Genomic DNA, 17,924 nt, shown 5'->3' on the forward strand with positions numbered 1-17,924 from the left:
GCAGCGGAGGCTGCCGCGACGAAGCCCGCAGGGCGAAGTCGGGCTGGACCTCGGATAGCGCGCTCATACGCTGCCGCTATTCGCCGGCTCGGCAAGCCCCTCTTACCTCCGACGATTTTGCTATCTCGACCTACGCTGCGCAGCAGCGGAGGCTGCCGCGACGAAGCCCGCAGGGCGAAGTCGGGCTGGACCTCGGATAGCGCGCTCATACGCTGCCGCTATTCGCCGGCTCGGCAAGCCCCCTCACCTTCAACGATTTTCTGCTCTCGCGTTACGCTGCGCAGCAGCGGAGGTTGCCGCGACGAAGCCCCTTCAGCGAAGTCGGGCCGGACCTCGGATAGCGCGCTCATACGCTGGCGCTATTCGCCGGCTCGGCAAGCCCCCCTCACCTCCGACGATTTTGCTATCTAGCTCCACGCTGCGCAGCAGCGGAGGCTGCCGCGACGAAGCCCGAAGGGCGAAGTCGGGCCGAACCTCGGATAGCGCGCTCATACGCTGGCGCTATTCGCCGCCCCCTCACCTCATCCGATCCCACACCTCGCACAACTAGATCGCAGCTAGTACCGCTTAGGTTTATTCTGCTGTCTGAATCCGGCCGGGGGGCGAGCGATGAAGTATGTCTACATCCTTCGCAGTTTGGGTGCAGATGAGCGTTTCTACGTTGGGCTCACCGATGATCTTCGTGAACGGCTGAGAAAACATAACGCAGGCGAAGTCCCACATACTTCGAAATTCCGCCCGTGGGCCGTCAAAACCTATCTCGGATTCGATAATCCCGATCGGGCTGTCGCGTTCGAGCGCTATCTGAAATCGCCTTCAGGTCGTGCCTTCGCGCGCAAGCGGCTATGACGGCATTTCTTCGCCGTAATCCCCAAGCACGATCCCGTTCACGCGGCGCGTGTATCGTGTTGCGCGTCGCATCGGGGAACTGAACCATGAAATGGTTCGTGCGCGTGGCCGTTACCGGCATTGCCGTCTGTGGGATGGTGGCGCCCTCCTGCGCTTCGCCGGTTGCGGAAAAGTTCGTTGCGGCGGCCGTCGCGTTGCAGAATCCGGGGGTGATCTACGATCCGTCCTACCGGCGCATCGCTTATCCGAATGGCGACGTGCCCTCCTCGACCGGGGTCTGCGCAGACGTTGTCGTTCGCGCCTATCGCGGGATCGGCATCGACCTGCAGAAGCGCGTGCACGAGGACATGGCCAAGCACTTCGCGCTCTATCCCAAGACCTGGCACCGCACCAAGCCCGACAGCAACATCGATCACCGCCGGGTGCTCAATCTGGCGACGTTCTTCGGCCGAAACGGCAAAACCCTGAAGATCACGCCCAACCCAAAGGACTATGCGCCGGGCGATATCGTCACCTGGAATCTCAATCCGCGCGGCGCGCTGCCTCACATCGGCATCGTCACCGACCGTCGCAGCGCCGATGGCACCCGCCCGCTGATGATGCACAACGTCGGCGGCGGCCAAGTCCTGGAGGATGTGCTGTTCGGCTATCAGATCACCGGCCATTTCCGCTATGGTCTCGACTGAGATTCCGAGAGCCCGACTTTGCTGCAACGGAAAAAGCCCCTCACCCGCAAGAAGCCGCTGCGCGCCAAGGCGCCGATGCGGGCGCAGAAGAAAGTCGCGGGCGGCGACAGCGCCGCTGACCAGCGCGCCGATGAGGTTTCCGATGCCGCCGCGCGCAAGCTGTGGCCGCTTCTGGCGGCGCGCAGCGGACCGCCGTTCGTTCAGCACGAGCGCATCGGGCCGTACCGGGCCGATTTTGCCTGCCTGCCGGCGCGGCTCGTCGTTCTGATCGCGAACCAAGACGATCCGGAGCGGCAAGACTGGTTCGAATCCCAGAACTGGCGCGTGCTGCCGTTTGCCGCCGAGACCATCCTCGCCGACACCGACCGCGTGCTCGACGCCGTTGCGGCGGCGTTCACATTGCGCATCGTCAGGCGTTGACGGCAGCCCTGCCGGCACGGCGGTGCACAGCGAAAAAAGCTGCCGCGCGCGCAGGTTACATCTCGGGCAAGACTTCGCGACGAACGGCCGCTAATCTTCGAATCGGCAGTGGCTGTTGTCGGCGCGCTCCGGCTTGATTTCGAAAGGCTGACATCGTGGGTGCATTCATCGACGCCCGGACCGTTCCGTCGGGCACCGTCGTCCATGCGGACTTGGCGATCGTCGGCGGCGGCCCCGCCGGCATTTCCCTTGCGCTCGCCCTCGCCAACACGAAGCTGAAAGTCGTGCTGCTCGAAAGCGGCGGCATGGCCTTCGACGCCAAAACCCAGTCGCTTTACGACGGCTCCAAGGTCGGCGCCCCTTACGTCACGCTGGAAGCATCGCGCCTGCGCTATCTCGGCGGCAGTTCCAACCATTGGGGCGGCTGGTGCCGTCCGCTCGACGCCGTCGATTTCGAGGAACGCGCCTGGATGCCCTATTCCGGGTGGCCGATCACCAAGGCCGACCTCGATCGCCATTTCGTCAAGGCGCACGAGCTCTGCGAGGCCGGCACGCTCTACTACGACGGCGCCGCAAAAATCACCGGCAGCATCGGCCAACCGCTGGCGCTCGGGACGGGCGGGCTCATGACCCGCTGGTTCCAGTTCTCCAAGATGCGCAGTTCGGTGCTGCCCACCCACTTCGGCGAGCGCTATGCATCCGACCTGAAGAAGGTTTCTCGGCTCGCCGTCTATCTGTGGGCCAATGTCACGCGCTTGGGGCTGAACCCGTCCGGCACGTACGTCCGCCAACTCGATGTCGCGACTCTCGACGGCAAGAAATTCAAGGTCAGGGCGAAAGCCTGCGTGCTAGCCGCGGGAGGCATCGAAGTGGCGCGCCTGCTGCTGGCGTCGAACGACGTCATCAAAACCGGGGCCGGCAACAGCCACGACATGGTCGGACGCTTTTTCGCCGATCATCCGGTTCCCCGCGATAACGCCGTACTGGTGCTGTTCGGCGGCGAACCGGCGCCGTTCTATCTCGGCAATCAGACCACCCACGGCGCCATTTTGCGCGCGGGCCTGTTCCCGTCCGAGCACTTCCGCCGCGAGCACGAAGTCATGGCCTCCTCGATCACCGTCGAAGGCAAGGTCGAACTCGACGCCCTGGGCAAGGCGGCGGTGGCGACCACTGCGAACGCGCTCGGCGTCGATGCCTCTAGTGCATCGTTTCACTCGCTCGGCTGCGGCATGGAGATCACGCCCGATCCCGACCGTCGTCTGACCCTGACCAACGAACGCGACGCGCTCGGCATGCCGAAGCTCAAGCTGCACATGCGCCTCGCCGATCAGGACTTCGCCAAATACCGGCTGACGCTGAAGGAACTCGGGCGCCAGCTCCTGGAATCGCGCATCGGCATGTTGAAGCTGAACCTGCGCACCCGCGACGAATGGTATGCCAGTCTCGACTGGGGTAATCACCACATGGGCACCACGCGCATGAGCGTCGATCCCAAGAAGGGTGTGGTAGACGCCAACCTCAAAGTGCACGGCGTCGCCAATCTCTATGTCGCGGGCAGCAGCGTGTTTCCGACCTACGGCGCCGCCAATCCGACGGTGAACCTGCTCGCGTTGGTGCTGCGGCTGGCCGACCACCTCAAGGAAGAGCTGCCATGAAAACCGTGTCGCGGCGACAAACGCTTTGGCTCGGCGGCAGCGCCGCGGTGCTCGTGGCGGGCGGCGTCGGCGGTCGGCTGCTGCTGCGCAAGCGCTACGCGCCCACCCCCTACGACGACCTCATTGCCTTGGCGCACGATCGCGACGCCGCTGCCCAGATCGGCGAGACCGTTCTGGCCGAAGTGGACGATTTCGAGCCGATCGCGATGGCCGTGCGCCTGCGCGCCCGCATCGCCGGCCGCCCGCTCGCAACCGCGCTGACCGACGACGTCGCCAAAGGACACTTGGTGGAAGGCGGCGGCTGGGTCCTGCCCGAAATGCTGGGTCTTATCTGCGCTCTGGCGGCGAAGGCGGCGGGGTAACCATCGAACCTCGCACCAATCCCCTCAGCGAATTGCCGAGGTAGAATTCTTCGGCGAGATCGGCGGGCAGCAGCGGCGCTTCGACGGCGCGGCCTTCGGCGAGGAGCTCGCGACGCAGAACGCCATCCAGGCACCCCGCAGACAAAGGCGGCGTGACCAGCATGCCATCGCGAACAACAAAGACGTTGGTGCGGGCACCCTCCACCACTTCGCCGCGCTCGTTGAGAAAGACGAGTTCGTCGATGCCGGGCGGCGGCGCGATATCGTATGCCTCGCGCCAGTTGATCTTGTGGCGCGCCAGCAGGTCGGTGGATGACAGGCGGCGCTCCGCGAACGCGACAGTCCAAACGTCTTTTGCGGGAGCAAGACGCGCGGTGGTGCAAGCGATCTCGCCGGTTTCGTCGAGCGTCAGGCGCAACCGATGGGCACAGCGGTCCTGCGACGGCAAAGCGAGCGCGTAGGTCGCCTCGTCCAGCACATCCAGCGCGCGGGCGCGATCAAACGACAGGCCGAAAACAGCGGCGGATTTTTCCATGCGGTCGAAATGCAGATCGCGCCGCACGAAGCCCTCGTCCGCCGACCAGCGCAAGGTCTCGATCAATTCGAGCGGACGGCGGGCGGTTTCGAAATAACGGGCCTTGAGCAAGGCCTCGGCGTACTCGTCGGCGCATTCGGAATCCTGCACGATACCGCCGCCGATGCCGAGTTCGCCGCGCCCGCCTGCAAGGGTGAGGGTGCGGATCGCGACATTGAACCGGGCAGAACCATCGGGCGCGAACCAGCCGATGGCACCGCAATATGTCCCGCGCGGCGAGCCTTCCAGTTCGGCAATCGTCTCCATGGCGCGGATTTTCGGCGCGCCGGTAATCGAGCCGCAGGGAAACAGCGCGCGGACGATGGCGGGGATATCGATTCCCGGCTTCAAGCGGGCGGAAACGGTCGACACCATTTGATGCACGGTCGGATAGGTCTCCACGGTAAAAAGCTCGGGCACCGACACGCTGCCGAGTTCGGCGATGCGGCCGAGATCGTTGCGCAGCAGGTCCACGATCATCAGGTTCTCGGCCCTGTTCTTGGCGCTTGCGGCAAGAGCCTCTCGGGCCAAACGATCGGCTTCGGGATCGGCGGCGCGGGCGGCGGTGCCTTTCATCGGCTTGGCCGCGATAGTGCCGTTCGAGATTTCAAAAAACAGCTCGGGCGACAGCGACAGAATCTGCTGCATGCCGGTATCGAGGTAGGCGCCGTAGCGGGCGCCGGAAGCCGGACGCAGCTTGGCGTAGAGTGCCAGCGGATCGCCGGCGAAGGAAAATTGCGCCCGGAAGGTCAGATTGGCCTGATAGAAGTCGCCTGCGGCGATCAGCGCCTTCACCCGCTCGAAACGGACGGCGTAGGCCGCCTCGTCCCATTCCAGCTGCAGGGGACCGGCGTACGCCCTGCCCTCGATCCAGCCGTCCAGCGCAGCGGCAGAGGCTGTGAGGGGCGGGCTGAACACGCCGAACCACAGGAGCGGCCCATGGCGGTCGGGGGGCTCCAGCGGTGCCAAGCGGGGCTCCAGCGCATAGCCCGCCTCGTAGGCCAGATATCCCGCAATAAAGTTGCCAGCGGCGCGTTCGGCCTCAAGAATCTCCAGCGCCGGAGCGACATCCTGCGGCCGGTCAGCCCGGATTACCTTCCGCGGATCCGCGAAAATGGTTAATCCACCGCTGGAACCACCATCAAAAAAGACCGTCGGCCGACCGCGCAAGAATACCTCCGGAACCAGGGTGCAACACTCCGTTGAGGAAGGAGCAACACCCACCTTGAATGACGGTGGATTCACCCCACATTGTAGCCATGCGGTGCCGCTTCCTGGGCCGCACGCTTACGAAGCCGCTTAAGGAGGGCTTTGTCATGAACCGTACCGTCTATTTCAATAGCCCGTTCCTTTTGGGTTTCGAGCGACTGGAACAACTCCTCGAGCGTACCGCCAAGAGCGGTGGCGACGGGTATCCCCCCTATAACATTGAACAATCCAGCGACGACAAGTTGCGTATCACGCTCGCGGTGGCCGGTTTCTGCCGCGAAGAGCTGAATGTGACGGTCGAAGACCGTCAACTTGTCATCCGCGGCAAGCAATCCGATGCCGGCGATCGCAATTTCCTGCACCGCGGTATTGCAGCCAGACAGTTCCAACGCGCGTTTGTATTGGCAGAAGGCATCGAGGTAACCGGCGCAAGTCTGGAAAACGGACTTTTGAGCATCGACCTCGAACGCCCCAAGAGCGCCACGATCGTGCGTACCATAGAGATCGAGGCGGGACATCCGGAGGGAATGAAGGCAAAGCCGGAAAGGACGTTGCCATGAACGAGATCGACATCGAATTCACCCCGGAAGAAGAGCGGGTCGCATACATCAAACCGACCGGCAGTGCCGAAGCGCATCGCCTTGGCCTCATTCCTCCCGGAATCGAATTGCCGCCCGGCGGCAAACTCTATGTGCTGCATGCCGAAGACGGCAGCGTGATCGGCGTCACCGACGATTACGAAAGCGCCTGGGGCGCCGCGGTTCAAAACGAATTCACGCCGGTGTCGCTGCACTGATCGTGTAGAAAGCCGGTATTCCAGAAGCCGGAGGGTCCCCTCTCCCCTCCGGCTTTTCGTTTGCGCGTTTTACGCGTGATCTGAGTTAATCCGCGCTCTTGTTCGCCGATGATTTTTGGGTCCATGTACCTTCGTAAGAGGTACACCATGACCAATCCCGTCTGGACCCAACACTTCGACGTCAACACCATCGTTCTCGATCATCAAAAGCAGCTCAGCTTGGTCGGATTGCTGAACCTGCTGCAGGACACCGCCTGGATCCACGCCGAACAACTCGGCTGGGGTTACGACGCGCTGGTCGAGAAAGGCACCATCTGGGTGCTGTCGCGCCAGAAGGTGGTGATGAAGGAATGGCCGATGTGGCAGGACAAGGTGACCATCCGCACCTGGCCGCGCCGCTCGGGCGCCCTGATGGCGCTGCGCGAATTCGAAATCGTCGCGGAGAACAAGAGCGGCGAAACGCGACGCATCGGCGAATGCTCGACCAGCTGGCTGGTGCTCGACTGGAACACGCGCAAGGTCCAGAAGCTCGACAAGATCATGTTCGGCGTCCCCTCGCTCAGCGAAGGCGTGCTCGATATCTCTGCCGAACGCGTGCCGCCGCGCAGCGATCTTGGCGAGATCGCACGCTTCGAAGTGCGCAACAGCGATCTCGACGTCAACGGCCACGTCAACAACACCCGCTACGCCCAATGGGTGACCGACACGCTGTCGCTCGACGAAATGAAACGTTACGCCATCGACGAATACGAAGTGAATTTCCTCGCCGAGACGCTGGTCGGCGACACGGTCGTGATCGAAAGCGAGACCGGCACGCCGGACGCCGACGGCACGCTCCTGCGCCACTACCAGGGCCGCAAGACGACCGAAGAAAAGCCCGCCTTCACCGCCCGCCTGAAGCTGCGGCCGCGCTAATACTGGGTGGCGGGCGTCACGTAGAGCAATTGGTGCTTGAAATCGATGTAGAGATGCAGGCGCCGTAGCACGCCCATCCCCACGATCATGTTTCTATCCCAACGGCCGCCGCCCAAAACGGCGGCTTCACGGCCAGGCACAAGCTCGATCGCCGGGTTGGAAACACTGACGTCTCCAAACGACAGGGTCTTGAACGGATAGTGGCGCGACCGATCGAGCGCCTTCTTGTCGAGATCGAAGACCTTCGCTGCCCGTTCCAGACTCATGACGCTGTCGGCTGCGCCGGTATCCAGGATGGCGTTGATGTCTTCGCCATCGAGCTTCATCTTCACCACGATATGGTTGCGACCGACCACGAACGGCACGACCCCATAATGGGATGAGGTCCAGTAGGTTTTGTATTCACAATCGTTCGGCGCAATCAGTTTCAGCGAGGCGTTGGCGAAATCGAGTTCGAGATCGAAATTTCTGAGAACGTCCGTTCCCAACAGACCGGCGGAATCGAAATCATCGCTCCTGACGAAAAGCGGGACATCGCGGCCCTTCATCTCGCCGATCGCGAACTCCGAAATCGTCACTTGCTGGTCGTCGAACCTTCCACCAAAGCGTTTCATTCCGGCGCCATACGGCGCAGCCTTCGTCTTCAAGCCCAACGCCTCGACGGTCTGGTGGGCAATCATCGTTTGCGCCGCCCCGGTATCCAGCATGATCCGCTGCGGCGTGCCGTTGAGTGCAATCGGCACGGTGATACGGCCCGTGTTGTCCATCTCCATATCGAGAGCCGCATACAAATGAAGTTTGCACACCGACGGCGGCACCGCAGACGGTGCCGGGTCGGCCGCGACGGCCGCAACGGTCGCCATCATTGCCAGAGCCAAGCAACCGGCCGTACGTTTGAGCATCTCGTCTACTCCTTCGTGACCGGAACGCCGAGCCGCTTTAATTCCGCTTTGGCGGCGTCATATTCGATGAAGCCGAGCGGACAACTGCGCATGGCTTCAAGCAGCAGCGGCGTCGCCTGGGGCGTATCGTTCCGCCCAAGATGCCATTCTGCGATGTAGAAATCGGCTTCGCAGCGCCGGTCCTTGGCTACTCGCACCCGCAAGCTCTCGGCGTCGCTCTCGACGCTCGCCGGCGTGGCGTGTCCGAGATAGAGATCGACCAACGGCTTCGGCCAGCCGCTGTCGATGGCAGCAAGACCGGCCGCGATCTCGGCTGCATCGAGCTTTCCCGCACGATGGGCGACCATGGCCTGCCAAAGCAGCACATAAGGCGCGAGGTCGGAATCCTTTTCGTACTTCTTGAAGGCTTCACGGCTGCTCGCTACGGCCTCGTCATAGAGGCCATAGCGCCACTCCAGCCGCGCGAATTTCCACCAATCGTGGGCCGATATTTTGCCCTTGGCGAGGCTGTCGAGTTCCTTGCGTGCGCCGGCAGTATCGGAGAGGCAAAGATTCACCCATAGGCGCAAACGGATCGCGGGCCGGTCGCCGGTTTTCAAGCCGTCGTGGGTATCGAGGTCCTGCTTGGCCTTGTCGCATTGATCGAGATTGAGATAGGCCTCGGCCCGGCCGCGATAGGCTGCCGATTTGTAGGCCGGCACCAGATCGGGCGCCGCCAGCGCGACGGTAAACGCCGTCACGGCGGCCGCGTAGTCCTCGCGCAGATTCGCGGTCATCCCGCTGGTGAAATCGTCATAGCCGGCCGCGAATGCCGTGCCGCTCGCGGCCAGCAGTGCGGCGAACGCCGCCCCCATTCCCTTCACGAACAACTCCCCCCAGCCCGCAAGTCGCAACTCTAGGGGGAGATTTGGCCGGATGGCAATGCGACGTCTACTTCGCTTCCACCGGGGCTGCCGCCCTAATACTGCGTCGCGGGCGTGACGTAGATCATCTCTTCCTTGTAGCTGATATAGAGATGGAGGCGGCGCAGGATGCCCATGCCGAGCAGCAACCGCGGTCCGCCCCAGTTCAGCATCTTGCTCTTCTTTTCCGAGACCAGCGTGATGTCGGGATTGCTTACCGAGACGGAGCCGAACGACATCGTCTTGAAGGGATAATGCCCTTTGTGCTCGGTCAGGCTCTTCTCGTCGATGTCGAAAAGGTCTTCAGCCTTTTCCAGGCTCATCACCGTATCGGACGCGCCGGTATCGAGGACGGCCCTGACTTCCTTGCCGTCGATCTGAACCGTCAACTGGATGCTGCGATCCTTGTAATCGAAGGGCACCAGACCGACATCACCTTTGGTCCAATACAAAACCTTGCCCTTGCAGTGGTTGGGCGAGATGAGGTTGAGCGTCGCTTTGGCGAAGTCGAAATCGAGATCGAAATAGTAGAGGAAATCCGCTCCCAGCAGCCCGTCGAACGTTGCGGTATCGGTATTCATCACCATGAACTGGGTGCGCTCGCGCGCCAGCCGCCCGAACCCGAACTGGTCGAGATTGACAAAGTGATCGATCACCGCCCCGCCCCAGCCCCTGAGCTCGAAATTGCCGGATCGCTCCATTTTGACGCCGAGAATCTTGGCGGTGCGATCGGTGACGACGGAATAATAGTCGCCTGTATCGACAAGCAGACGGAACGGCGTGTGGTTCAGCGTAACCGGCACCGTCATCACGCCGGCGGGTTCGATGTCCATCGGCAGTTTCGAGACGATCACCAGGTCACAATCTTCAGCAGCCTGCGCCGCAGCGCCGGTCGCAAGCAGCGAGACAATCGCAAGGGCCGTTCGGCGGATCATTTCGCGCCCTCCTTCATACCCAGGCGTTCCGCCTCGGCCTTGGCACCGTAAAGCTCGATGAAGCCCGCCGGACAGCCGGACAGCGCCGATCCGATCAAAGGCTTGGCCGCCGCCGCATCGCCGCGCGCGACTTGCCATTCCGCCAGATAGAAGTCGGCTTCGCATTTCTGGCCGGGGATGGCGTCGCTGTCGCCGCGGGCCGCCTTGGCAACGACTTCTTCGACCTTGCGCTTGCCGAGATAGAAGTCGAGCAGCGGCCTGGGCCAATCGCTGCTGTCGAGAAAATCGACCAGCGTCTCCAGCTTGGTGCGATCGAGAGAACCAATGCGATCCGCCGTGATCGCGTACCACAGCACCAGATAGCGGGCGTGCGGCGTCCGGTCCTTGTCCGCCACCATCGCATCGACCGCCTTGTCGAGAACGCTGCGGGCGCCCCGGAAATCGCCGTACTGCCATTGCATCCGTGCAAAGGCGAAGGCGCGGTCATGGCTGAGGATCGGACCGTTGCCCGCCTCAAAATCCTGCTGGGCTCCGGCAAAGTCTTTGAGACACAGCTTGATGTCTGCGCGCAGGTAATAGCCGGAGCGGTCCAGCGGCCGGACGGCGACGGACGCATTCAGATCCGTCAACGCGTCGCTGCAGCGGCTTTTCTCCCGATAGGCTGCCGCCCGGCCCTGATGGGCCGCAACGACATAGGCCGGAACCAGATCGCCGGCCGCCAGTGCCGCCGTGAATCCCTTGATCGCACCATCCGGATCGTCCCGGATGTTTGCCGTCACCGCCTGAGCAAAATCGTCGTAACTCGTAGCCCCCGCGCCGCCGGCACACAGTGCGAATGTCACTGCGGCCATCACTCCACGCTTCACGGCAATCTCCCCCCGAAGCCCGCGGGAAGATCATATCGTCATGCACGCCGGACTAGCAATCTCCCGGCGCGCTACATTGCTGCCGTGGGGTTCGCCTTGTTCTAGTCCCTATGATGGCGAGCCAGCGCCAAAGCGGCCTCCCGGGTGCCGCCCTAATACTGCGTTGCGGGCGTGACGTAGAGCGTCTCTTCCTTGTAACTGATGTAGAGGTGGAGACGGCGCATGATATCCATACCGAGGATCATCTGAGGCCCTGCACCGCCCATAGATTTGCTGTGCTTGTCCGAAACGAGCTTGATCTGAGGATTGTTCACGGTAACGGCTCCAAAGGACATTGTCTTGAACTTGTCCTTCGACCAGCCTTCGACCGGTTTGCTTCCTCCGAACAAGCCGTTTGCTTCTTCCAGACTCATAACCGTTACGTTCGATCCCGTGTCGAGAACGGCGTTGACCGGTTTGCCGTCGAGCATGATCCTCAGGTTGATGTCGTGGTGCTGATACTTGAACGGAACCTTGCCATAGGCGCCTTGCGTCCAGTAGACGGCCTTGCCTTCGCAACGATCCGGAGAAATAAGATTCAGTTGGGCCTTGGCGAAATCGAAATCGAGGTCGAAATAATAGAGATAGTCCGCCCCGATCACACCGTCGATGGTTTCCGGCAAACTGTACGCAACCATCAAGTTGGTTCTGTCGCGTCCCATCCGGCCAATAGAGAACTGCTTGGCCTCGATGAAAAACGAAGTCATCCATCCACCCCAACCGATCAGAACAAGATCGAGCGTCGGTTGTATCTTCGACTTGAGTGCATCCGCGGTGTAGCCGGAAACGATAGTCGCATAAGCGCCGGTATCGATGATCATCTTGAACGGTCGGCGATCCACCAGAACCGGGACCCGAACCAATCCGTCGTCACCCAGGTCCATCCGGAATGCAGACTTGATCGTCAACGAACAATCCGGGCTTTCCGCGTGAACCGGAGCGGCAACCACTGCTGCCAGCGCCGCAGACAACACCATCCGCCGCATCATTGGTCGTCATCCTTATCGGCAACTTCGGGCAACCCGAGCCGGGCTGCCTCCGCCTTGGCTGCCGAATATTCGATAAAGCCTTTCGGACATTTCGCCACTGCGTCGGCGATCAGCGGCTTTGCGGCATCACCATTGCCATGCGCTATGTGCCATTCGGCGATGTAGAAATGGGCTTCACAGGTCTGACCGGCAGACTTGGCGCCCCACGTCACGGGGCGAACCTGCTCCGGCTTGATTTTGCCGAGATACAGATCCATCAGCGGTCCCGGCCAATCCTCCCGCGCCGCAGTCGCAGCATAAGCAGCGAGTTTTTCCCGGTCGAGACGACCAAGGCGAGCCTCCGTCATGGCGTACCAAAGCAGGGCATAGCTGTCGCTTTGGTCCTTGTTGTTCTGCGAAATCTCCAGCAACGTCTGAAAGCTGCTGCTGGCTTCCTGAAATACACCCTCTCGCCACAGAAGCATGCCTAGCTCCTTGTAGGGATAGACGTCGGACGCATTCGTTTTCATCGCCTCGTAGTCCCGACGCACCCCCGCAAAGTCCTTCGCACAGAGATTGGCGGCAGCGTGCAGCCGACGGACCGACCGGTCCGATGGGATCAGCGCAATAGCTGCATCGGCATCCGCCAACGCCTGCTGACAGTTTTTCTCGGCCAGCCAGATACGCGTACGAACGCGATAGATCGTGGTCTTGTAGGCTGGGGCCAAATCCGGAGCCGCCAACGCGCCCGTCAACGCAGCAATCGCCGCGTCATGATCCCCGCGCACTGCCGCCGCCATGCCTTTAGAAAAATCATCGTAGCCGCTAGCAACGGCGGCACTCGCGGAAGCCGCCAATATGATGGCGACCGCAATCATACGCTTCACGCCAACTCCCCCCTCGAAGCCCGCGAGTCGCACTCTAGGGGGAGCCTTGGCCGGATAGCAATGTGGCGTCTACTTCGCTGCCGCGGGCTTCGCCTTGTTCAAATCCTCAAGCAGCGGCTTCATGGCATCGAGTTCGGCGCCGAAGCCGGCCCAGTCGCCAGCCTTCAACTTGGCGATGGCTTTGTTGTAGTGCTCGAGCGCGGCTTTGGCAGAGCCGGCCGGCACGGCGGCCAGAACCGCTCCCGCCGCGGCTTGCGCCGGCCCGGTCTCGGCCGCAGACGGAGGACGGTCGATATCGAGCGAGCCTTCGGGGGCCCGGAACAGCTTGGCGAGCGTCTGCCCCAGCGTCTCCTCCATCACAACCTTATTGTTGTAGACGGCGATGACCCGCTTCAATTCGGGCAGCTGCCCCGACGCGGCGCGCAGGTACAGCGGCATGACGTAAAGCACCGAATTGTCGATCGGCACCACCAGAAGATTGCCGTGGATGACGCGGCTGCCCGACTGGTTCCACAGCGTGATCTGCTGCGACACCTCGGTGTTCTGGCTGATGAGCGCGTTGATCTGGAACGGGCCGTAGATCAGCTTGTCCTTCGGGAACGTGTAGACGATCAGCTTGCCGTAATGCTCGGGATCGCAGCGCGCGGCGAGCCACGCGATCATGTTCTCCTTCTGGCGCGGCACCATCGGCAGCATCAGCACGAACTCGGTGTCCTTCGCCCCCGGCAGCCGCATATTGATGAAATACGGCTCCATCTTGGATTCCCCGGTGTCGTCGTCGGCCGAGGGTTTCCGGGGGAACTGCCACTGGTCTTCGCGGCTGAAGAACACTTCCGGCGAATCCATGTGGTAGGAGGCATACATCTGCGCCTGGACGGCGAAGAAATCCTCGGGATAGCGGATGTGGCGCTTCAGATCGGAGGGCATCGCCGCGAGCGGCTGGAACAGACCCGGATAGATGCGGGCATAGGTCTTGACCAGCGGATCGCGCGCGTCGGCGAGATAGTACGTCACCGTGCCTTCATAGGCGTCGACCACCACCTTGACCGAGTTGCGGACGTAATTGCCCATGCCGCTGTCGGCCGGCTTCGAATAGGGGAAGACATCCGACGTCGTGTAGGCGTCCTGCATCCAATAGAGCTTGCCGCCCGACACGACGATGTAGGGATCGTGGTCGAGTGTCAGGAACGGCGCAATCTCGGTGATGCGCTGCTGGATATTGCGGCGGAAGACCAGACGGCTTTCCGGCGTCACGTATTTCGACAAGAGAATGTTGATGTCGCCGAAATACCAGGAGAACAGAAGCCGGTTGCCGAGACCGCCGATCGCAACGCCGTCACGCCCCCTGTAGGCGGCATAGACGTTGTTGTCGCCCTTGGGATAATCGAATTCCGGCGTCGAGCTCTTCACGAGGATATAGTTGTCGGTAGCTTCGCCGAAATAGATACGCGGCTCGGTGATCTTGGGGCCGCCGTCCGAAACCGGCGGAATATCCTTCACGTACAATGCCGGCAGGCCGCCGACCTCGGTCTTGGTCACCGGGCTCATCACCACGCCGTTGCCGTGGGTGTAGAGCACATGCAGGTTGACCCAGGTTTGGGCGCTCTGCGGCAACTGGCTGGAATCGAACTCGCGTGCCGTGGTCATCACCTGCTGGTACTTGCCGTCCAGCATGTAGCGGTCGACGTCGGCATCGCTGAATTTGTAGTAGGTGCGGATTTCCTGAAGCTGGGAATAACTCGCGAGCAGCGGCTTGACGTCCCAAAGCCGGATGTTGTCGATCGTCGGCCGGTTTGCGGAGATAGCCGCGGCGGTCAAATTCTCGTCGGCGACGAACGGCTTTTCCTGGATATTGTTGAGGCCGTAAGCCTCGCGCGTCATCGCGATGTTCCGCGCGATATAGGGCGCCTCGAACTGAAGCTGGTTCGGCTTGACGTAAACGCGCTCGTAAAGCCCGGTCATCAGGGGAGCCACCACGACCGATACCGCCATCAGCGCGACCGCCACCAGAGCGGGGTTCTTGAGCGAGTGGCCGCGGAGATTGGCGAACGATACCACCGCACCGGCGATGGCCAGGATCGTCAGCGCCCACAGGATCGGAATCTGCAGGTGCACGTCGGTATAGCTGGCGCCGACCACGGCGCCGTTGTCGCCGTAGACCACCTGAAAGCGCTGCAGCCAGTAGTCCCCAGCCTTGACCAGGAGCCAGGCCCCGAGCAGCACCGAGCCGTGCGCCACCGCGACCGGCGCGATGTAGCGGCGCTGCTGATCGAACAGGATTGCCCCGTGCACCCAGTACAGCACCGCCGCCATGATGCCGCCGACGGTGATGGTGAAAAGCAGCCAGTTCTTGAGCGCGACATAAGCGGGCAGCGAGAACAGGTAGAAGCCGATGTCCATCCCGAACAGCGGATCGGTCTGACCGTAGGGCACCTGATAGATGTAACGCAGCGCCACGCTCCAGTTGCCGAGTTCGGAGGCGGCGATCAGAAGCGCCACGACCAGCGAGACCACGACTATCAGGATGCGCCACGGGAACGACCGGTACAGCCGCTCCAGCAAAACCGGCGGCGTCAACCCTTCGATCGAATTCCACGGCGAGGACACCGCGTGCAAGTTCGGCCGGAACCCGGAGAGGCGCTGCGCGATCGCGGCGTTGGCATAGAGGATCGCCGCCGTCGGCACGAACGCCGCCAGGAAAACCACGATCTTGGCGTTCACGGTCGTCCAGAACACGCCGGCAAAGCCCAGCGAGGCGAACCAGGCCCAATCCACCAGGAAACTGGCGGCAAGGCGCAAGAGGATGAGCGCGAGGAAGATCGCGCCGACGACGATCGCAAGGATTCGGTTTCTGGGGGTCACGGTGGTCCTGCCTGAGAATCGCGGACGTGGGAACGGCGCAAAGTACACCGCGGGCGGGAACCGGGGCAAGCGAAGCCGGCCGCGCGCCCCGCTATGCCGCTTCCGAATCTTTCAGAAGTTTCACCTTGGGCAGGTGCTTCAACGGTCCGGCATCGCCAACGGCCGGCACCACGGATGATCCCCACAACCAGCGCACCCCGCGGGCAAGACAGGATTGCAGCGCCGCCGAAGAATCGACGTGGTCGGCAAATGATACCAACCCCGAGCGACGGGTCTCGGACATCAGCGCTGCGACCTCGGTTTCGCAGGCCGACGGCGAAAGTCCTCTGAGCGAGACCCCCAGCGCCTTGATACCGGCATTGCGGAATGCAGGCAGCGACACCGCGGCCGGACGCGGCGCGCGCGCCAGTACCGCCCCGCAGAACGTCTGCAAGATCGTAACGACCTCGGCGACGCGCGATTGCGGAATGCCGGACGGAAGGTCCTTGATCTCGTAGGCGAGATAGGGCCGCAAGGCGGCGTCCAGCAAGCGGCAGCCGGCCAGGAACTGCATGCGCACCATCGGCACGGACAGGATCACGGCCGATACCGGGACGGTCAGGATGTAGCGTTCGCCGCGGGCGAGATGGCGCTGCAGATCGCGCGTGCCGCGCCGCACCAGGTCCAGCGTTATCGCGGTGATGGCGCGAAGGCGTTCCGGAGAACTCTCCGGGCCATGGCTTTGCCAGCCGTTCGCAGGCTGACAGCGATAGGCGCGGATGACCTGCACTTCGGCATCCCAGACCGGCTGATAGAGGATCTCGAATTCGCCGGGCTGCGGCAGGGCGGCTTCGCAGAGTCCGTTGGCTTGCGACGGTGCGAGTTCCAGACCGGCCTTACCCGTCAGCGCCGTCAGCTCGTCGGGCTCGAACGCCTCCACCTCGATGATGCTGTCGCCGATCGCCTCTGCGGGCGCGACCGTCAAATTGTCGAGAGCACAGGTGCCGAGCAGGCCTTTGGTCAAGTCGTAAGCGATGCGCACGCAGATGACCTCGCCGTCGGCCCGCGCCGCCGCGGGCATGATGACGAGGCGGTTCATGTCGTCGAGCGGCAGGAAACAATCGGCCGGCCCAAGCTGCTCGCGCAGCAACTGGTCGAGACGGGCGGCTGCGATATCGCGCAGCTTCGGCCACCGTTCGCCGACCGCCTTGCGGATGCCGTCGAGGCTGATGACCGTGGCGCTGCCGCCGCCCTTCACCAAGCGGGCAGACGAAGTGACCCAGCTAGCGCTGCGGTCGACGGGTTCGGTGGTTTCGACGCGCATGACGGGAAAAAGCTACGCGCTGGTGGTTGCCGGGCTCTTAAGTGATGCCCGTGCGATGCAGCGAAAAGCGTTACCCGCGCACCAGTACAAAATGCGGTACGGCCGGGAAATTATCGTTACCAAAATCGCGCGTAGGGAGAATTACTTATGCAAACCCGACCGTATCAGGCCGCAACCGAACTGGCGCCGCCGACCGGTTCCGTCAGAATTGCATACAATGCTTCGGCGGTCGTCGCCTTGCGCAGCTTCTCGCAAGCCGCCTGATTGCGCAGGAGCCGCGACACGCGCGCCAGCGCCTTCAAATGATCGGCCCCCGAGCCTTCCGGCGCGAGCAGCATGAACACCAGCTCGACCGGCTGATTGTCCACCGCTTCGTATTCGATCGGCGTATCAAGCTTGGCGAAGATTCCGGAGATCTTCTTGATTTCGGAAAGGCGGCCGTGCGGGATGGCGATGCCCTGCCCCACGCCGGTGGTGCCGAGCCGCTCGCGTTCGACCAGGGTCTCGAGAATGCGCGCCTGCGGCACGCGCGTGATCTGCGCGGCCTTTTCGGCGAGATGATGCAGAAGCTGCTTCTTGTCTTTGGCTTTCAGAGACGGAAGCACACCCTCAGGACTGAGCAAGTCGGAGATTTGCATGACGGCCCTACGGTAACCTTCTCTGCGACGAAGAAGCGGGAAAACACCTATTCGAACGCGTACCCCGAACGCTTGTTGCCAAACTGTCTTATCTGTTTCTCCGGGCCGGTCCCGGCGATTTTCCTTAACCCTACGAGGGGTGTCGTTCGGAAGGCG

General features: G+C 62.4%; 18 protein-coding genes. 8 read left to right on the forward strand and 10 right to left on the reverse strand.

What is annotated here, in order from left to right; genetic code table 11:
* The first annotated feature begins 609 nt into the window (after positions 1–609).
* The 5 genes from FHS84_RS01015 (at position 610) to FHS84_RS01035 (ending at position 3,972) form a co-directional block, all read left to right on the forward strand.
* Positions 610–849 (forward strand): GIY-YIG nuclease family protein, encoded by a 240-nt coding sequence (locus FHS84_RS01015; protein ID WP_166929371.1) that lies wholly within the window; start codon positions 610–612, stop codon positions 847–849.
* An 86-nt stretch (positions 850–935) separates the two neighbouring features.
* Positions 936–1,535, forward strand: coding sequence for a DUF1287 domain-containing protein (locus tag FHS84_RS01020; protein WP_208393609.1), 600 nt, complete (start codon positions 936–938; stop codon positions 1,533–1,535).
* A gap of 18 nt (positions 1,536–1,553) precedes the next feature.
* Positions 1,554–1,955: an endonuclease domain-containing protein gene (locus FHS84_RS01025; protein WP_166929373.1), complete on the forward strand. Its 402-nt coding sequence runs from the start codon at positions 1,554–1,556 to the stop codon at positions 1,953–1,955.
* Between the two features lie 155 nt (positions 1,956–2,110).
* Positions 2,111–3,610, forward strand: a complete 1,500-nt coding sequence (locus tag FHS84_RS22145) for a GMC oxidoreductase (protein ID WP_166929375.1) — start codon at positions 2,111–2,113, stop codon at positions 3,608–3,610.
* Positions 3,607–3,972 (forward strand): hypothetical protein, encoded by a 366-nt coding sequence (locus tag FHS84_RS01035; protein WP_166929377.1) that lies wholly within the window; start codon positions 3,607–3,609, stop codon positions 3,970–3,972. Before FHS84_RS22145 ends, FHS84_RS01035 begins: the two co-directional genes overlap by 4 nt.
* Here FHS84_RS01035 and FHS84_RS01040 read toward each other — a convergent pair.
* Positions 3,938–5,716, reverse strand: coding sequence for an aminodeoxychorismate synthase component I (locus FHS84_RS01040; protein WP_166929379.1), 1,779 nt, complete (start codon positions 5,714–5,716; stop codon positions 3,938–3,940). The two genes, FHS84_RS01035 and FHS84_RS01040, sit on opposite strands and share 35 nt — an antisense overlap.
* Before the next feature lie 146 nt (positions 5,717–5,862).
* Here FHS84_RS01040 and FHS84_RS01045 point away from each other — a divergent pair, with 146 nt between their 5' ends.
* The 3 genes from FHS84_RS01045 to FHS84_RS01055 all read left to right on the forward strand — a co-directional run bounded on the left by FHS84_RS01045 (position 5,863) and on the right by FHS84_RS01055 (position 7,466).
* Positions 5,863–6,315, forward strand: a complete 453-nt coding sequence (locus FHS84_RS01045) for an Hsp20 family protein (protein ID WP_166929381.1) — start codon at positions 5,863–5,865, stop codon at positions 6,313–6,315.
* Complete coding sequence (locus FHS84_RS01050; RefSeq protein WP_166929383.1) at positions 6,312–6,551, forward strand: DUF1150 family protein; 240 nt, start codon at positions 6,312–6,314, stop codon at positions 6,549–6,551. Before FHS84_RS01045 ends, FHS84_RS01050 begins: the two co-directional genes overlap by 4 nt.
* Positions 6,552–6,698: 147 nt before the next feature.
* Entirely contained in the window at positions 6,699–7,466 is a 768-nt protein-coding gene (locus FHS84_RS01055; RefSeq protein ID WP_166929385.1) for an acyl-[acyl-carrier-protein] thioesterase, read from the forward strand.
* On the opposite strand, the gene FHS84_RS01060 is transcribed toward FHS84_RS01055, so the two are convergent.
* The 9 genes from FHS84_RS01060 to ptsN form a co-directional block, all read right to left on the reverse strand.
* Positions 7,463–8,368 (reverse strand): retroviral-like aspartic protease family protein, encoded by a 906-nt coding sequence (locus tag FHS84_RS01060; RefSeq protein WP_166929387.1) that lies wholly within the window; start codon positions 8,366–8,368, stop codon positions 7,463–7,465. The genes FHS84_RS01055 and FHS84_RS01060 overlap by 4 nt on opposite strands.
* Before the next feature lie 5 nt (positions 8,369–8,373).
* Entirely contained in the window at positions 8,374–9,231 is an 858-nt protein-coding gene (locus FHS84_RS01065) for a hypothetical protein (protein WP_166929389.1), read from the reverse strand.
* 95 nt (positions 9,232–9,326) lie between these two features.
* A complete protein-coding gene (locus FHS84_RS01070) occupies positions 9,327–10,205 on the reverse strand; it encodes a retroviral-like aspartic protease family protein (RefSeq protein ID WP_166929391.1) in 879 nt (292 codons plus the stop codon).
* Entirely contained in the window at positions 10,202–11,071 is an 870-nt protein-coding gene (locus FHS84_RS01075) for a hypothetical protein (protein WP_166929393.1), read from the reverse strand. The genes FHS84_RS01070 and FHS84_RS01075 overlap by 4 nt, the downstream gene beginning before the upstream one ends.
* A gap of 152 nt (positions 11,072–11,223) precedes the next feature.
* Positions 11,224–12,099 (reverse strand): aspartyl protease family protein, encoded by an 876-nt coding sequence (locus FHS84_RS01080; protein WP_166929395.1) that lies wholly within the window; start codon positions 12,097–12,099, stop codon positions 11,224–11,226.
* The gene (locus FHS84_RS01085; RefSeq protein WP_166929396.1) at positions 12,096–12,965 is read right to left on the reverse strand and encodes a hypothetical protein; all 870 of its coding nucleotides are present in this window, start codon (positions 12,963–12,965) and stop codon (positions 12,096–12,098) included. Before FHS84_RS01085 ends, FHS84_RS01080 begins: the two co-directional genes overlap by 4 nt.
* A gap of 69 nt (positions 12,966–13,034) precedes the next feature.
* A complete protein-coding gene (locus tag FHS84_RS01090) occupies positions 13,035–15,827 on the reverse strand; it encodes a UPF0182 family protein (protein WP_208393611.1) in 2,793 nt (930 codons plus the stop codon).
* 91 nt (positions 15,828–15,918) lie between these two features.
* Complete coding sequence (locus tag FHS84_RS01095; protein WP_166929398.1) at positions 15,919–17,130, reverse strand: hypothetical protein; 1,212 nt, start codon at positions 17,128–17,130, stop codon at positions 15,919–15,921.
* 164 nt (positions 17,131–17,294) lie between these two features.
* Entirely contained in the window at positions 17,295–17,768 is a 474-nt protein-coding gene (gene ptsN, locus FHS84_RS01100; RefSeq protein WP_166929400.1) for a PTS IIA-like nitrogen regulatory protein PtsN, read from the reverse strand.
* Between the last annotated feature and the right edge of the window lie 156 nt (positions 17,769–17,924).

This window comes from Rhizomicrobium electricum (assembly GCF_011762045.1).
Lineage (GTDB): Bacteria > Pseudomonadota > Alphaproteobacteria > Micropepsales > Micropepsaceae > Rhizomicrobium > Rhizomicrobium electricum.

What these genes read in the sequence shown, in the direction of transcription:
- FHS84_RS01015 (WP_166929371.1), top strand. Translation starts at nt 610, where the DNA reads ATGAAGTATGTCTACATCCTTCGCAGTTTGGGTGCAGATGAGCGTTTC.
- FHS84_RS01020 (WP_208393609.1), top strand. Translation starts at nt 936, where the DNA reads ATGAAATGGTTCGTGCGCGTGGCCGTTACCGGCATTGCCGTCTGTGGG.
- FHS84_RS01035 (WP_166929377.1), top strand. Translation starts at nt 3,607, where the DNA reads ATGAAAACCGTGTCGCGGCGACAAACGCTTTGGCTCGGCGGCAGCGCC.
- FHS84_RS01045 (WP_166929381.1), top strand. Translation starts at nt 5,863, where the DNA reads ATGAACCGTACCGTCTATTTCAATAGCCCGTTCCTTTTGGGTTTCGAG.
- FHS84_RS01050 (WP_166929383.1), top strand. Translation starts at nt 6,312, where the DNA reads ATGAACGAGATCGACATCGAATTCACCCCGGAAGAAGAGCGGGTCGCA.
- FHS84_RS01055 (WP_166929385.1), top strand. Translation starts at nt 6,699, where the DNA reads ATGACCAATCCCGTCTGGACCCAACACTTCGACGTCAACACCATCGTT.
- FHS84_RS01060 (WP_166929387.1), bottom strand. Translation starts at nt 8,368, where the DNA reads ATGCTCAAACGTACGGCCGGTTGCTTGGCTCTGGCAATGATGGCGACC.
- FHS84_RS01070 (WP_166929391.1), bottom strand. Translation starts at nt 10,205, where the DNA reads ATGATCCGCCGAACGGCCCTTGCGATTGTCTCGCTGCTTGCGACCGGC.
- FHS84_RS01080 (WP_166929395.1), bottom strand. Translation starts at nt 12,099, where the DNA reads ATGATGCGGCGGATGGTGTTGTCTGCGGCGCTGGCAGCAGTGGTTGCC.
- FHS84_RS01095 (WP_166929398.1), bottom strand. Translation starts at nt 17,130, where the DNA reads ATGCGCGTCGAAACCACCGAACCCGTCGACCGCAGCGCTAGCTGGGTC.
- ptsN (WP_166929400.1), bottom strand. Translation starts at nt 17,768, where the DNA reads ATGCAAATCTCCGACTTGCTCAGTCCTGAGGGTGTGCTTCCGTCTCTG.